The organism is Nocardiopsis sp. Huas11 (assembly GCF_003634495.1).
GTDB lineage: Bacteria > Actinomycetota > Actinomycetes > Streptosporangiales > Streptosporangiaceae > Nocardiopsis.
In genome coordinates this window covers 7,238,827-7,253,878 of record NZ_RBKY01000001.1, presented here as the reverse complement: position 1 = coordinate 7,253,878, position 15,052 = coordinate 7,238,827, and the positions used below count along the sequence as shown (strand labels likewise).

The window sequence follows — 15,052 nt, the reverse complement described above, 5'->3', positions numbered from 1 at the left end:
CATGGCGAGACAAAATGGCGTTCTGGTTGACGGGCGACCACTCCGTCGGCCACTGTTGTCATCGTGCAGAGCAACTCCCTGATTCTCGTACTTGGTCGGCGCGCAGCCCACTGAGTTTCTTCTGCTGCGCGCCACCCCTCAACCGCCATCGGGCGGTGGGGGTTTTTTTATTGCCACACCAGGCCATGAGTCAGACCCACCAAGCCAGAGCCGCTGTACCCGCTCTGGACCCTCGCTGAAGGATCTTGAGATGACCGAGCAGATGACCGGCGCCCAATCGCTGATCAGGTCGCTGGAGCACGTCGGCGTTGACACTGTCTTCGGGATTCCCGGCGGCGCCATCCTCCCCGCGTACGACCCCCTCTACGACTCGGACAAGGTGCGCCACATCCTCATGCGCCACGAGCAGGGAGCGGGCCACGCGGCCGAGGGCTACGCCTACGCCACCGGCAAGCCCGGCGTGTGCATGGCCACCAGCGGCCCCGGTGCCACGAACCTCGTGACACCGCTGGCCGACGCCCACATGGACTCGGTGCCGATGGTCGCCATCACCGGCCAGGTCGCCTCGCCCATGATCGGCACCGACGCATTCCAGGAAGCGGACATCTGCGGCATCACGATGCCGATCACCAAGCACAACTTCCTGGTCAAGGATGTGCGGGACATCCCGCGCACCATCTCCGAGGCCTTCCACATCGCCTCCACCGGCCGTCCCGGCCCGGTGCTCGTCGACATCTCCAAGGACGCCCTGCAGGCAGGGGCCGAGTTCATCTGGCCCGAGCGCATGGACCTGCCCGGCTACCGCCCGGTCACCAAGCCGCACGGCAAGCAGGTGCGCGAGGCCGCCCGGATGATCGCCGAGGCCAAGCGCCCCGTGCTCTACGTCGGCGGCGGTGTCCTGCGCGCCGGGGCCTCGGCCGAACTGCGTGTCCTGGCCGAACTCACCGGCGTCCCGGTCGTCACCACCCTGATGGCCCGCGGCGTCTTCCCCGACAGCCACCCGCTGTGCGTGGGCATGCCCGGCATGCACGGCGACGTCGCCGCCGTCGGCGCCCTGCAGAAGGCCGACCTGGTGGTGGCCCTGGGCGCCCGCTTCGACGACCGCGTCACCGGCCGCCTGGACTCCTTCGCCCCCGACGCCAAGATCGTCCACGCCGACATCGACCCGGCGGAGATCTCCAAGAACCGCCACGCGGACGTGCCCATCGTGGGCGACTGCCGCGAGGTCCTGGCCGACCTGGTCGTGGCCGTGCGCGCCGACCAGGAGAAGGGCCGCGAGGGCGACTACGCCGCCTGGTGGCACCAGCTCAACCGGCTGCGCGAGACCTACCCCAAGGGCTACGAGCCCCACGACGGCGACACCCTGGCACCGCAGGCGGTCATCGAGCGCCTGGGACAGATCGTCGGCCCGGAGGCCACCTACGTCGCCGGCGTGGGCCAGCACCAGATGTGGGCCGCCCAGTTCGTCGACTACGAGCGCCCCGGAGCCTTCGTCAACTCCGGCGGACTCGGCACCATGGGCTTCTCCGTCCCCGCGGCGCTGGGCGCCAAGGCCGGCGACCCCGACCGCGTCGTGTGGTCGATCGACGGCGACGGCTGCTTCCAGATGACCAACCAGGAGCTGGCCACCTGCGCGATCGAGGGCATCCCGATCAAGGTCGCGGTCGTCAACAACGGCAACCTGGGCATGGTCCGCCAGTGGCAGACCCTCTACTACGAGGGCCGCTACTCCAACACCGACCTGCAGACCTCGCCCAAGGACGAGAAGGTCCGCATCCCCGACTTCGTCCGCCTCGCGGAGGCGTACGGTTGTGTCGGCCTGCGGTGCGAGCGTCCCGAGGACATCGACTCGACCATCGAGAAGGCCATGTCCATCAACGACGCCCCCGTCGTCGTGGACTTCACCGTCAGCCACGACGCGATGGTGTGGCCGATGGTCGGCCCCGGTGTCAGCAACGACCAGATCCAGTACGCGCGCGACATGGCGCCGAACTGGGAACACGAGGACTAGGAGAAGGCCGAACCACCATGAGCAGTCACACGCTTTCCGTTCTGGTGGAGGACACCCCGGGCATCCTCGCCCGCGCCTCCTCTCTGTTCTCCCGCCGCGGCTTCAACATCGACTCGCTCAGCGTCAGCACGACCGAGTACCCAGGACTGTCCCGGATGACAATCGTGGTCAACTGCGACCTCCACCCCTTGGAGCAGGTGACCAAACAGCTCAACAAGCTGGTCAACGTCGTCAAGATCGTGGAGATGGACACCACCGCTTCGGTCCGCCGCGAGCTGCTGCTCGTCAAGGTCAAGGCCGACGCGTCCAGCCGCACCCACGTGCTGCAGACGGCCGAGCTCTTCCGCGCCCAGGTCGTGGACGTCAGCCCGGACGTCGTCGTCATCGAGGCCACCGGGGATCCCGAGAAACTCGATGCGCTGGTGAAGAACCTGGAGCCCTTCGGCATTCGGGAACTCGTCAAGTCGGGACTCGTCGCCCTGGGGCGCGGCCCCAGGTCGATCACCGACCGCTCGCTTCGCGCGGTCGACCGCAGCGCCTGAGGGCGGGGCCGACACGGGGCCCGCGCCGGATTCGCAACGAACATCAGTAACAGTCCTCCCCGCGCACGCGGAGATGATCCCAAGGAGTAACCCCAAGTGGCAGCACAGATGTACTACGACGACGCCGCGGACCTCTCGCTCATCCAGGGCAAGAAGGTCGCCGTGATCGGTTACGGCAGCCAGGGCCACGCGCACGCGCTGTCGCTGCGGGACTCGGGCGTGGACGTGCGGATCGGTCTGGCCGAGGGATCCAAGAGCCGCGCCAAGGCCGAGGAGGAGGGCCTGCGCGTCCTCACCCCCGCCGAGGCCACCCGCGAGGCCGACGTCATCATGATCCTGGTCCCGGACCACATCCACCGCGACCTGTACGCCCAGGAGATCGCGCCCAACCTCGAAGCCGGCAACGCGCTGTTCTTCGGCCACGGCTTCAGCATCCGCTACGGCCTCATCACCCCGCCTGAGGGCGTGGACGTGGCCATGATCGCCCCCAAGGGCCCGGGCCACCTGGTCCGCCGCCAGTACGAGGCCGGGCGCGGCGTGCCCTGCCTGGTCGCGGTGGAGAAGGACGCCAGCGGGCAGGCCTGGGACCTGGCGCTGTCGTGGGCCAAGGGCATCGGCGGCACCAAGGCCGGCGTCATCAAGACGACGTTCACCGAGGAGACCGAGACCGACCTCTTCGGCGAGCAGGCCGTGCTGTGCGGCGGCACCGAGGAGCTCATCAAGGCCGGGTTCTCCACCCTGGTCGAGGCGGGCTACCAGCCGGAGATCGCCTACTTCGAGTGCCTGCACGAGCTCAAGCTCATCGTCGACCTCATCTACGAGGGCGGCATCTCCAAGATGAACTGGTCGGTGTCGGACAACGCGGAGTACGGCGGCTACACCCGCGGCCCGCGCCTGATCACCGAGCAGACCCGCGAGGAGATGCGCAAGATCCTGGGCGAGATCCAGGACGGCAGCTACGCCAAGGAGCTCATGGAGGAGTTCGACGCCGGGCAGCCGACGTTCTCCAAGCGCCGCGAGTCCGAGCAGAACGAGCAGATCGAGAAGGTGGGCGCCGAACTGCGTCCGCTGATGAGCTGGCTCAAGGGCTAGGTCGTGTTCTTCTGAAGGCTTTCGGATGAGCTCGCGGTCGTCAGGTCGTCTCTCGCAAGGCGATGTGCGACGTTCAGCCTGGTTGTGCTTCACGAGCGCAGAGGCGCGGCGAGAGGCGGTCCTGGCGGCCGCGAGCCCGGAATGCCGCAAAAAACACGGGCTAGGGCCCACACGAGCTCGCGAGCACTCGGACACGCGCACCGGGGCGGGGTTCCTCCTCCGCCCCGGTGTGCGTGTGTGGCGGGGAAGCCAGCGGGGACAGGGGATCCGGGCTTTCCCCCCGGCCCGCCCGCGCGCTTCCCTACCACCGCAGTAGACTTTGGACCGGCCGTCACACCCGATCAGGGCAGGGCCAGCCTCCTGCGCGATCGGGTCGCACCACCCGAAAAGGAACCGTTGTGCCCAAACCCGCCGTACTCGTAGCGGAAAAGCTCTCGCCCGCCGGAATCGCGCTCTTGGAGGAGGACTTCGAGGTCCGCCATGTGGACGGCGCCGACCGGTCCCAGCTCCTCCCGGCCCTGGCGGACGTCGACGCGCTCATCGTGCGCAGCGCCACCATGGTCGACGCCGAGGCGATCGCCGCCGCGGGCCGCCTCCAGGTCGTCGCCCGCGCGGGCGTCGGCCTCGACAACGTGGACGTGGACGCGGCCACCAAGGCGGGCGTCCTGGTCGTCAACGCCCCCACCTCCAACATCATCAGCGCCGCCGAGCAGGCCATCAACCTGCTCCTGGCCAGCGCGCGCAACACCGCCCCCGCGCACAACGCGCTCATCAACGGTGAGTGGAAGCGGTCCAAGTACACCGGTGTGGAGCTGTACGAGAAGGTCATCGGCGTGGTCGGCCTCGGCCGTATCGGCGCCCTGGTCGCCCAGCGCCTGTCGGCGTTCGGCACCCAGGTCATCGCCTACGACCCCTTCGTGCAGCCCGCCCGCGCCGCCCAGATCGGCGTCGAGATGGTGACCCTGGACGAGCTGCTGGAGCGCAGCGACTTCATCACCATCCACCTGCCCAAGAACAAGGACACGCTGGGCCTGATCGGTGACGAGGCGCTGAGCAAGGTCAAGCCCAACGTGCGGATCATCAACGCCGCGCGCGGCGGGATCCTGGACGAGGACGCGCTCTACCGCGCGCTCAAGGACGGCCGGGTGGCGGGCGCGGGCATCGACGTGTTCGCCAAGGAGCCCACCACCGAGAGCCCCCTGTTCCAGTTCGAGAACGTGGTCGTGGCCCCGCACCTGGGCGCCAGCACCACCGAGGCGCAGGAGAAGGCCGGCACGCAGGTCGCCCGCTCGGTGAAGCTGGCCCTGTCGGGCGAGTTCGTGCCGGACGCGGTGAACGTGCAGGGCACCGGCGTGGCCGAGGAGATCAAGCCGGGCCTGCCGCTGACCGAGAAGCTGGGCCGGGTGTTCACCTCCCTCGCGGGCGCCGTGGCCAGCCGGATCGACGTCGAGGTGCGCGGTGAGATCGCCGCCCACGACGTCAAGGTCCTGGAGCTGGCCGCGCTCAAGGGCGTGTTCAGCGACGTGGTCGAGGACACCGTCACCTTCGTGAACGCCCCGCTGCTGGCCAAGGAGCGCGGCGTCGAGGTCAACCTCGTCACCAGCGACGACCACAGCGACTGGCGCAACCTCATCTCGGTGCGCGGTGTGCTCGCCGACGGCCAGCGGGTGTCGGTCTCCGGCACGCTGACCGGTCCCCGCCAGATCCAGAAGCTGGTGGAGATCAACAACTACTCGATGGAGATCGGCCTCAGCGAGCACATGGTGTTCCTGTCCTACGAGGACCGCCCGGGCATCGTCGGCAAGGTCGGCGCGCTGCTGGGCGACGCCGAGGTCAACATCGCGGGCATGCAGGTCATCCGGGACAAGGAGGGCGGCAAGGCGCTGATCGCGCTCACCGTGGACTCCGCGGTGCCGGACGAGATCCTGGCCTCGATCTCGGCCGAGATCGACGCGGACATCTCGCGGCAGGTCGACCTGGAGGACTAGCCGCCGAGCGGGCCCATTCGAGGCCGCGTTCCACGGTGCCACGGCGCCGGGGAACGCGGCCTTTCGCGTGCGCGGGAAATCAGGGGCGGCTTTTTCGGGCACGGCATCGCATTTGGTGGCCATTCGGTCCCGATGACCGACGAATGCGCGGCTCTTGGCGTGTCATGAAATCGTGATTCGGATCACGCGTGGAACATGGTGCCCGCCAGGGCGATGCTCCGGGCGGTGCGGGCCGGCCGCCGATCCTCCACTTCGCGTCTGGCCGGGTGGGGGCGGAGAAGAATGTGTCCCCGCCCTGGCCGGAACCGGAAGGTGAATGCGGTGCGACTTCGAAATCGGCGTTTCCTGCTTCTCTCGTCCCTGGCGGTGGTCGCGGCGGGCGCGTGCGCGGGCCTGGTGGCTCTCGGCGTGCTCGACCTGTGGACCGCGGTGCAGACCCTGCTCCTGGCGGCGGTCTGCGGATCGGTCGCCCTCCTGGCGCTCCTGGTGCGCCGCAACAGCGTCCAGATGCGGCTGCTCCGGCGCAGCTTCGACCGCCATCTGAAGGAGATCGCCGAGATCGCGGGCGAGAACCGCGCCGAGCTCTTCGGCCGGGCCGACGAGCTGACCGACCGGATGGACGCCGTCGCCGAGTCGGTGTCCGGGTTGCGCGCCGACCTCGCCGATCGGGACTCCGGTGTCGAGGCCGTCGGAGGCACCGCGGTCCACGCGCGGGCGGCCTCATGAGCGACGGCGACATAGCGCACGCGCTCGACGGCCGCGGCCCTGGACACCTGCTGGCCTGCCACGTCGGCCCGCTGTCGGCGGCGGCCCTGCGCAGGGCCGGTCTCGGCCCGGACGCCGAGGTCGTCGACCTGGGCGGGCCCCGCGAGCCCGCGGGCGAGCGGACCGTGGACCATGTCGCGCTGGTGGCCGACTCCACGGCCGACCTGTGCGCGGCCGTGCCCCTGGCCGAGGGGCTGCCGTCGGCGTCCGAGGTCACGGTCGTGGTCCGGGCCGCCGCCGCGCACTTCGGACCGCCGTGCCCGGTGCCGCCGGGCCTGGGGCGGTGGGAGGGCGTGATCGACGCCCGGGTGCGCCGCCTGCCGGACGGGGGGTGGTCGTGCGCGCTCTCGTTCAGCGACCCGATGGAGGTCGCGGAGGTGGCGGCGGCCGTGGCCCGGGGGATGCTGGGCGTCCGCCGCGGCGCGCTCGCCCGCCCGGCGGACGGCGCAGACGGTGCCGGTGACGGTGACGGTGCCGGTACCGGCCCTGGTCCACGGCCCGGTGCCCGCGCCGTCGCGCGCTCCTGGGCGAGCCTGGGCCGCCCCGGCGCGCTGACCGGCGCCGAAGGCGGCGCCCCGTTCCGGCTGTCCGTGGCGGACGTGCCGGCGGTGGACGAGCGGGTGGTCAACCCGGTCGGGTTCACGCGGGAGTCGAAGAACAAGCGGGGGCGGCTGGTCTCGCGGTCGGGCCGGTGGGTGCTGGAGGTGGGCCGGTCGGTCCGGTGGCGGGTGCCGGAGGACGGCGCGGTGACCGACGTGGCGGTGGAGCGGCTGCGGAACCTGCGGTCGGTGGAGATGGAGTGGGGACGGCACAGCGGTCCCCTGGCCGCCGTGCGGGCGGTGGCCGGCCTCGCGGCGGCGGGGACCCCCCTCGTGAGCGGACCGGTGCCCCGCTGGGCGGACTGCCTCGGCTCGGAGGTCTCGCGGATCATCACCTCCGTCGACGCCCGGGCCCTGGCCGACGCACAGGTGCGCGAGGAGCACAGTATCCGGCTGCGTCGTGCGGCGCTGCGGCTGCACGGGGCGTCCGCGCGGTGGCGCCGGTCGGTGTCCGGGGCGGGAGCCGAGCCGGCGGTGTCGGTGGTGCTGTGCACGCGGCGCCCGGAGATGGTCGGGTTCGCTCTGCGGCAGGTGGCGCGCCAGCGCGGGGTGGACGTGGAGGTCGTGCTGGCCCTGCACGGGTTCGGTGCGCACGCGCCGGGGGTGCCGGAGGCGGTCGACGCGTTCCACCGCAGTGGGCGGCCCCTGACGGTGTGGGAGTGCGATGCCGCGACGGTGTTCGGCTCGGTGCTCAACGGCGCGATCGCGCGGACGAGCGGATCGCTGGTCGCCAAGATGGACGACGACGACTGGTACGGGCCCGACCACCTGGCCGACCTGGTGCTGGCCCGCCGCTACTCGGGCGCCGACCTCGTCGGGTCCATCGCCTCGTTCGTCTACCTCGAAGCCCTCGACCTGACCGTGCGCCTGCCCGGGGCCACGGAGTGCCCGTACGTGCGGGTCGCCGGGGGCACCATGCTCACCGACCGCCGGGTGCTGGAGGAGGTGGGCGGTTTCCGGGCGGTGCCCACGGGCGAGGACTCCCGGCTGCTGGCCGACCTGGGACGCCTGGGCGCCCATGTCCACCGAGGCCACGGCTGCAACTACGTGCTCCGGCGCAAGGCGGCCGGACACACCTGGGGGGTCGGCTCGGGCTACTTCCTCCGGCACGGCAACGGGGGGCGCCTGCCTGGATGGCGGCCGAGCGCACTGCTGGAGCCCGATCCCGTGGACGCGCCCGCGACCCGGTCGGCGGCGCCCTGGAGCGTGCCGCGGGAACCCGGCCCGGGCCGGAGCGGCCCCGCGGGGCGACTGCTCGCGGTGGGAGCGGCGCGGTGATCGGCGCCGTGCTGGACTCGGCGCTGCGGTCGCGCGCGTTCGGGGCCGTCCTGGTCGCGCACTGCGGTCCGGGCACGGCCCGGGTGGCCGCGCGTGCGGCGCGGGGCGCGGCGATCCGGCCCCTGGACCTGGACGCGCACGGGTGGGACGCCGAGTCGCCCGCGGAGCGCGGAGCCGACCTGGTCGTGCTCGTCGCCGCCACAGCGGCCGACCTGCGCCGTGCGGTGCCCGAGGCCGACGTGTCGTGCACGGCCGCCGAGGTCGTGGTCGCCGTGCTCGCCTCCGCCCCGCCCGCGGGGCGTCCCCTGCCCTCGCCGCCCGGCGCGGCGCGGTGGACGAACCTCATCGACCTGCGGGTGCGCCGGTCGCCGGACGGCGCGTGCTCCTACACGTTCTCCTTCACCGAGCCCGTGGAGGTGGCGGAGGTCGTGGGGGCGGTGGCCCACGGGATGGTGGGCGGGCGCCGGGACGCCGCGGCGCCGGTGCCGGCAGACGCCCACCGCCGAGCCCTGGCGGACACGTCCTGGCGCGGGCTGAGCAGGCCGGGAGCCGCCGGGCGCGCGCTGCCCCGGACGACCGTGGCGGACGTGCCGGCGGTGGACGAGCGGGTGGTCAACCCGGTCGGGTTCACGGGGAAGCCGAAGAACCGGAAGGGGCGGCTGGTCTCGCGGTCGGGCCGGTGGGTTCTGGAGGTGGGCCGGTCGGTCCGGTGGCGGGTGCCGGAGGACGGCGCCGTCAGCGAAGTGGCCGTGGCGCGTCTGCGGGACCTGCGCTCGGTGGAGGTGGAGTGGGGTCGGCACAGCGGCCCCCTGGCCGCCGTGCGGGCGGTCGCGGGCCTCGCCGCCGCCGGGATCCCCCTGGTGAGCGGGCCCGCACCGCGCTGGGCGGACTGCCTCGGCGGCGCACTGCACGACCTGCTCGGGTCGGTGCGCGAGGCCGACCTGGAGGACGATCTGGTCCGGGAGGAGCACAGCGTCCGGCTGCGCCGCGCGGCGCTGCGGCTGCACGGGGCCTCTGCCCGGTGGCGCCGGTCGGTGTCCGGGGCGGCGGCCGAGCCGGCGGTGTCGGTGGTGCTGTGCACGCGGCGCCCGGAGATGGTCGGCTTCGCCCTGCGGCAGGTGGCCCGCCAGCGCGGAGTCGACGTCGAACTCGTGCTCGCGCTGCACGGGTTCGGGCAGGACGCCCCGGGCGTGCGCTCACAGGTCGCGGCCTTCCGCGCCTCGGGGCACGCGGCGGTGGTGTTCGAGGCGGAACCGGACGCGGTGTTCGGGTCGGTCCTGAACGCGGCGATCGAGCGGGCGGGCGGGCCGCTGGTCGCCAAGATGGACGACGACGACTGGTACGGGCCCGACCACCTGGCCGACCTGGTGCTGGCCCGCCGCTACTCGGGCGCCGACCTCGTCGGCTGCGCGACGGAGTACCACCACCTGGAAGGGCCGGACGTCACCGTGCGGCGCCTGGTCCACTCGGAGCGGTTCGCCAGGCACGTGACCGGAGCCGCGCTGTTGACCGACCGCGCGGTGCTGGAGGAGATCGGCGGGATCAGGCCGCTGGGCTTCGGTGAGGACAAGGCGCTGCTGGAGGACGTCCGGCGCGCCGGCGGATCCGTCTACCGCACGCACGGCCTCGGCTGCGTCGTCCGCCGCCGGGCCGAGGGACACACCTGGCGCGAGCCCGCCGGCTACTTCCTGCAGGACCCCCAGCGGCACTGGGCCGGGTGGCGCCCCAGCGCCCTGCTGGAGTCCGATCCCGAGGACGCGCCGGGACCGGCCCGGGCCACGACGAGACAGGGGAGCGAGCGATGACGCTGGTCCACAACGATGCGCGCGAGGCGGAGGCAAGGGCGGAGCCACGGGTGGAGCCGTCACCCCGCCCGTTCATCCCGCGCAACGACCACACGGTGCTGGATCCGCCGCCGCTGGGCGGCTGGGACCCCGCGCTGAGCGTGAGCGTGGTCATCCCGGCCTACGGCGGGCAGGAGAAGCTGGACCTGACGCTGGCGTCGCTGGCCGCGCAGAGCTATCCGGCGGACCTCATGGAGGTCGTGGTCGTCGACGACGGCAGCGACCCGCCGCTGGTCCTGCCGCCGATCCGCCCCGAGCACACGCGGATCGTGCCGAGCCTGCCCGGCGGCTGGGCCCGGGGGCACGCCGTGAACTCCGGCGCCGCCGCCTCGACCGCCGACGTGCTGCTGTTCCTGGACGCGGACATGATCGCCTTCCGCGAGCACGTCGAGGCGCAGATGCGCTGGCACCACCTCGCCGACTACGTCGCCGTCACCGGCCACCTGCGGTGCGTGGACCACCGGCCCGGCGCGCTCGCTCCGGGCGAGGTCCTGGACGCCGTGCGCCGGGGCGAGCCGGAGACCCTGGTCGAGGGTCCGGGTGAGGAACTGGCGTGGCTGCGCCGCGCCTACGACCGCACGGCCGACCTGAGCACCGCCGGCCCGCAGGCGTTCCGGCACTTCATCGGCGCCACGGGTTCGGTGCGGCGCGCGTTCTTCGAGGAGGCGGGCGGAGCGGACTCCGAGCTGATCCTGGGCGAGGACACCCACCTCGGGTACCGGTTCGCCCAGCACGGCGCTGTGTTCGTCCCCGAGCTGGACGCCGGCAGCTGGCACCTCGGCCGCCCGCAGATGGAGCACCGCAAGGCGGAGGGCGCCCGGTACCGGTACCCGCTGGTCGGCAACCGCCTGCCGCTCATCGGCCACGACATCCGGCGCACCGGCCGCCAGTGGCAGGTGCCCAGGGTCGACGCGGTGGTCGACACCGTGGGCCACGGGTTCGACGAGGTGGCGGAGACGGTGGACGCGCTGCTGGCCGGCGACACGGACGACATCCGGATCCACCTGGTGGGCGAGTGGTCGCGCGTGACGCCGGGCCGGCACGCGGTCCTGGACGATCCGGACCTGGACGTGCGGCTCCTGCACGAGCACTACCGGTGCGAGGCGCGGGTGGAGCTCGTCGGGACCGCGCCGGAGCCGGACCCCGACGTGCCCTTCCGGCTGCTGCTGCGCCCAGGGCAGCCGTTGGCCCGCCACGCCGTTCGGCGGATGATCGAGCGGGCCGAGGCCGCGCGGGCGGGGCTGCTGCGGGCGACCGCGCCCGGGGACGACCTGGGCGGCCCCCGGCTGGAACGCACCGGCGCCTTCGCCCGCGCGCGGCGGCTGGGGGCGGACGAGGGCGAGCTCGACGCCATGGTGGACGAGCTGTTCGGCGTGCACTGGATCGACGGCGAGAGCCTGCTGTTCACACCGGAGCCCTCGGAGGGCGGGCCACCGGAGGACTGGGCCGACCGCCTGGCGGCGGCGCGGGCCGGGGCGGAGGCGCACAAGGCGCGCGCGGAGCGGTTGAAACGCCGGTTCCGCTGGTTGACCGGGAGCCGCGGCGGTCGGTTCCTGTGCCGGATCATCGGGTGAGGGGCGGGGGTCAGCGTATGGCGATCAGTGACGGATCCGTGCGGGGACGGGGATCGACGGACACGGACACGGACACGGACACGGGCCGCGGACCGTGTCCGTTGATACGGCGCAACGACTACTCGGTGCTGGATCCGCCGCCGCTGGGCGGCTGGGATCCGGTGCTCGGTGTCAGCGTGGTCATCCCGGCCTACGGCGGGCAGGAGAAGCTGGACCTGACGCTGGCGTCGCTGGCGGCGCAGAGCTATCCGGCGGGGCTCACGGAGGTCGTGGTCGTGGACGACGGCAGCGACCCGCCGCTGGTCCTGCCGCCGGTGCGCCCTGAGCACACCCGCCTGGTCCGGGCGTCCCCGCGCGGATGGGGGCCCGGGCACGCGGTGCGGACGGGGGCGGCCGCCGCGCAGGCCCCCGTCGTGCTGCGGCTGGACGCGGACATGGTCGTGGCCCGCGAGCACGTCGAGGCGCAGATGCGCTGGCACCACCTCGCCGACTACCTCGCCGTCATGGGCCGGTTCGCGGCCACGGACGTGCCGGCCGCGACGCTCGACCCGGAGGTGGTCCGTGAGCGCGTGGGGCGGGGGGAGGCGGCGGCCCTGCTCGGGGACGGCACGGCCGCCCTGGAGTGGGTCGAGGAGCTGTTGGAGGCCACCGACGGGCTGCGCTCGGCCGGGCACCGCGCGTGGGAGGTCTTCACCGGCGCCACCGCCTCCGCGCGGCGGGAGCTGTTCGAGGCGGCGGCGGGCGAGGTGCCGGACCCGGTCATGGGGGAGGACAGCGTCCTCGGCTACCGGCTGGCCCAGCGGGGCGCGGTGTTCGTGCCCGAGCCCGCGGCCCGCGGCTGGCACCTGGGGACCCCCACGACCGAGCGGCGCGGCGACGAGGCGGCGCGTTTCGCCCGGCCGTTCATGGAGAACCGGGTGCCGCGCAAGTACACCCGCCGCAGGGCGCCCGCGCGGACCTGGGAGGTGCCGTTCGCCGACGTGGTGGTAGACACGACCGGGCGCCGCTTCGCCGACGTGGCCGAGACGGTGGACGGTCTGCTGTGCGGAGACACCTTCGACATCCGGATCCGCCTGGTGGGCGAGTGGTCGCGGGTCACCCCCGGCCGGCACGCGGTCCTGGACGATCCCGCCGCGGACGTGCGGCTGGTCCACGAGTGCTACCGCGCCGAGCCGCGGGTGGAGTTCGTCCCGGCCGCACCCGAGCCGGACCCCGACGTGCCCTTCCGGCTGCTGGTCTCGCCGGGGGACCGGCCGCGTCCGGGCGCGGTGCGCGCCCTGACCGGCGCGGCCGAGCGGCGGGGCGCCGGCCTGGTGCGCGTACGGGGAGCGCGGGCCCGCCGGCCCGAGGCGCTGCGCCTGGAGCGCACCGCGGCCTTCGCCCGTGCCCGCCACCTGGGCGCCGACGCCGTGGAGCGCGACGCCGTCGTGGCCGCCGTCTGGGGCGTGCACGTGATGGACCGCGACGAGGTGCTGGGCGCGAGCGGGTCCGGGGGGCAGGCTCCGCCCGCGGACTGGGAGGACACACTGCGCAAGGCGCGGGCCAAGGAGGACCGGTGGCGCGCGGAGGCCGACCGGTGGGAGCGCCGGATCCGCGCGCTGACCCGGGGGCGCCTGGCCCGCCTGCTGCTCGGCCGCCGCAGGCGGTGAGGGCAGGGCCGGGGCGGCGGCGCGGACGGTGGTCCGCGCTCGCACGCCCCGGCCCGCTGACCTGCTCTGACGCGACCATATCCCACATGGTGAGATTTGCTGGTCAAGTAGTTGGACATCCGATATTCTGTCGTCCTAGGAGTCAGTGGCACCGGCTCCACCGCCTGGTGCCGCAGTCCTCGCCGCCGCCCGCCCCACCCGGGCCCGCGTCGGCGCCTCCGGCGGTTCATCGCGCCGGGACGCTCCGCTCCTTCTTTCGTGGCCACAGTCGCCCACGCGGCCGGCGCGCCGCCCGGCATCACCGGGCCCCGCGGTCTGGCCACTCGCCCGCACCGAGTTCCCGCGGCCGTCTCGCACGCGCCGCCGGTCACGTACCGCATTCGGAGGATCACATGTACGACATGGTCGAGTACCCGTCCACGCCCGACTCCGAGGACGAGGTCCACCGCGCGCTGCAGGGGGCGCTGGAGCGCAGGGACAACGGCGGTCCCGGGGGCCGCTAGTCTTGTCTCATCCAGTGTTCAATTTGATCTCATCATGTGAGAATCCTCTGGTGGGGTCACGTCCGAGTTAGAGGCAGACCGTATGGCAGCGCGCACCGTGAAACTGGCCGTCATCCCCGGCGACGGGATCGGCCCCGAGGTGGTCGCCGAGGGGCTCAAGGTGCTGGAGGTCGCGGCCGCCCAGTACGACCTGGCCTTCACGACCTCCGAGTACGAGCTGGGCGCCAAGCTCTGGCACCGTACCGGTGAGACGCTGCCGGACTCGGTCGAGTCCGAACTGGCCGAGCACGAAGCGATCCTCCTGGGCGCCGTCGGTGACCCCAGTGTCCCCAGCGGCGTCCTGGAGCGCGGCCTGCTGCTGCGTCTGCGCTTCGACTTCGACCACTACGTCAACCTGCGCCCGGTCCGGCTCTTCCCCGGTGTGGAGAGCCCCCTGGCGGGCGTGGGCGCCGACGACATCGACATGCTCGTCGTGCGCGAGGGCACCGAGGGCCCCTACGCGGGCGCGGGCGGCGTCCTGCGCAAGGGCACCCCCCACGAGGTCGCCACCCAGGACAGCGTCAACACCCGCTTCGGCGTCGAGCGCGTGGTCCGCTTCGCCTTCGCCAAGGCCGCGGCCCGCCCGCGCCGCAAGCTCACCCTGGTCCACAAGGACAACGTCCTGACCTTCGCCGGCGAGCTCTGGCAGCGCGTGGTCAAGGAGGTCGGCGCCGAGTACCCCGACGTCGCGGTCGACTACTGCCACGTCGACGCCGCGTCGATGTTCTTCGTCAACCAGCCCGGCCGCTTCGACGTGGTCGTCACCGACAACCTCTTCGGCGACATCATCACCGACATCGGCGCCGCCATCGCCGGCGGCATCGGCCTGGCCGCGAGCGGCAACATCAACCCCGACGGCACCTACCCGAGCATGTTCGAGCCGGTGCACGGCTCCGCGCCCGACATCGCCGGCCAGGGCAAGGCCGACCCCACCGCCACGGTGCTCTCGGTCGCCACCATGCTGGAGCACCTGGGCGCCGTCGAGGCCGCCCGCAGGATCGAGAACGCGGTCGCCGCGGACCTCAAGACCCGTGGTCACGCCGTCCGTTCCACCTCGCAGATCGGCGACGACCTGGCCGCGCGAGTAGCCGAGCAGGGCTGACGCGCGTCGTCGGCCCTGCCCATCCACCGGGGCGCGGCCGACGGCCACACGAGTACACGACGCCGA

General features: G+C 73.0%; 10 protein-coding genes. All 10 read left to right on the top strand.

Going from position 1 to position 15,052, the window contains the following annotated elements:
* Positions 1 to 235 precede the first annotated feature (235 nt).
* A complete protein-coding gene (locus DFP74_RS32405) occupies positions 236 to 2,011 on the top strand; it encodes an acetolactate synthase large subunit (RefSeq protein WP_255499721.1) in 1,776 nt (591 codons plus the stop codon).
* 17 nt (positions 2,012 to 2,028) lie between these two features.
* Complete coding sequence (ilvN, locus tag DFP74_RS32400; RefSeq protein WP_121187773.1) at positions 2,029 to 2,553, top strand: acetolactate synthase small subunit; 525 nt, start codon at positions 2,029 to 2,031, stop codon at positions 2,551 to 2,553.
* 96 nt (positions 2,554 to 2,649) lie between these two features.
* Positions 2,650 to 3,645, top strand: a complete 996-nt coding sequence (gene ilvC, locus DFP74_RS32395; protein WP_199725840.1) for a ketol-acid reductoisomerase — start codon at positions 2,650 to 2,652, stop codon at positions 3,643 to 3,645.
* 398 nt (positions 3,646 to 4,043) lie between these two features.
* Positions 4,044 to 5,633 carry a phosphoglycerate dehydrogenase gene (gene serA, locus DFP74_RS32390; RefSeq protein WP_121187769.1) on the top strand — a complete coding sequence of 530 codons (1,590 nt, stop codon included), beginning with the start codon at positions 4,044 to 4,046 and terminating at the stop codon, positions 5,631 to 5,633.
* Between the two features lie 321 nt (positions 5,634 to 5,954).
* Positions 5,955 to 6,359: a hypothetical protein gene (locus DFP74_RS32385; RefSeq protein WP_233571262.1), complete on the top strand. Its 405-nt coding sequence runs from the start codon at positions 5,955 to 5,957 to the stop codon at positions 6,357 to 6,359.
* Positions 6,356 to 8,275: a glycosyltransferase family 2 protein gene (locus tag DFP74_RS32380; protein WP_121187767.1), complete on the top strand. Its 1,920-nt coding sequence runs from the start codon at positions 6,356 to 6,358 to the stop codon at positions 8,273 to 8,275. The genes DFP74_RS32385 and DFP74_RS32380 overlap by 4 nt, the downstream gene beginning before the upstream one ends.
* Positions 8,272 to 10,080 carry a glycosyltransferase family 2 protein gene (locus tag DFP74_RS32375; RefSeq protein ID WP_121187765.1) on the top strand — a complete coding sequence of 603 codons (1,809 nt, stop codon included), beginning with the start codon at positions 8,272 to 8,274 and terminating at the stop codon, positions 10,078 to 10,080. Before DFP74_RS32380 ends, DFP74_RS32375 begins: the two co-directional genes overlap by 4 nt.
* The gene (locus DFP74_RS32370) at positions 10,077 to 11,693 is read left to right on the top strand and encodes a glycosyltransferase family 2 protein (protein WP_121187764.1); all 1,617 of its coding nucleotides are present in this window, start codon (positions 10,077 to 10,079) and stop codon (positions 11,691 to 11,693) included. The genes DFP74_RS32375 and DFP74_RS32370 overlap by 4 nt, the downstream gene beginning before the upstream one ends.
* Before the next feature lie 101 nt (positions 11,694 to 11,794).
* Complete coding sequence (locus DFP74_RS32365; RefSeq protein WP_305037069.1) at positions 11,795 to 13,342, top strand: glycosyltransferase family 2 protein; 1,548 nt, start codon at positions 11,795 to 11,797, stop codon at positions 13,340 to 13,342.
* A 585-nt stretch (positions 13,343 to 13,927) separates the two neighbouring features.
* The gene (locus DFP74_RS32360; protein WP_121187760.1) at positions 13,928 to 14,986 is read left to right on the top strand and encodes a 3-isopropylmalate dehydrogenase; all 1,059 of its coding nucleotides are present in this window, start codon (positions 13,928 to 13,930) and stop codon (positions 14,984 to 14,986) included.
* Positions 14,987 to 15,052: the final 66 nt, after the last annotated feature.

Coding starts and splice junctions, on each gene's coding strand:
- ilvN (WP_121187773.1), top strand. CDS start 2,029: ATGAGCAGTCACACGCTTTCCGTTCTGGTGGAGGACACCCCGGGCATC.
- DFP74_RS32380 (WP_121187767.1), top strand. CDS start 6,356: ATGAGCGACGGCGACATAGCGCACGCGCTCGACGGCCGCGGCCCTGGA.
- DFP74_RS32370 (WP_121187764.1), top strand. CDS start 10,077: ATGACGCTGGTCCACAACGATGCGCGCGAGGCGGAGGCAAGGGCGGAG.
- DFP74_RS32360 (WP_121187760.1), top strand. CDS start 13,928: ATGGCAGCGCGCACCGTGAAACTGGCCGTCATCCCCGGCGACGGGATC.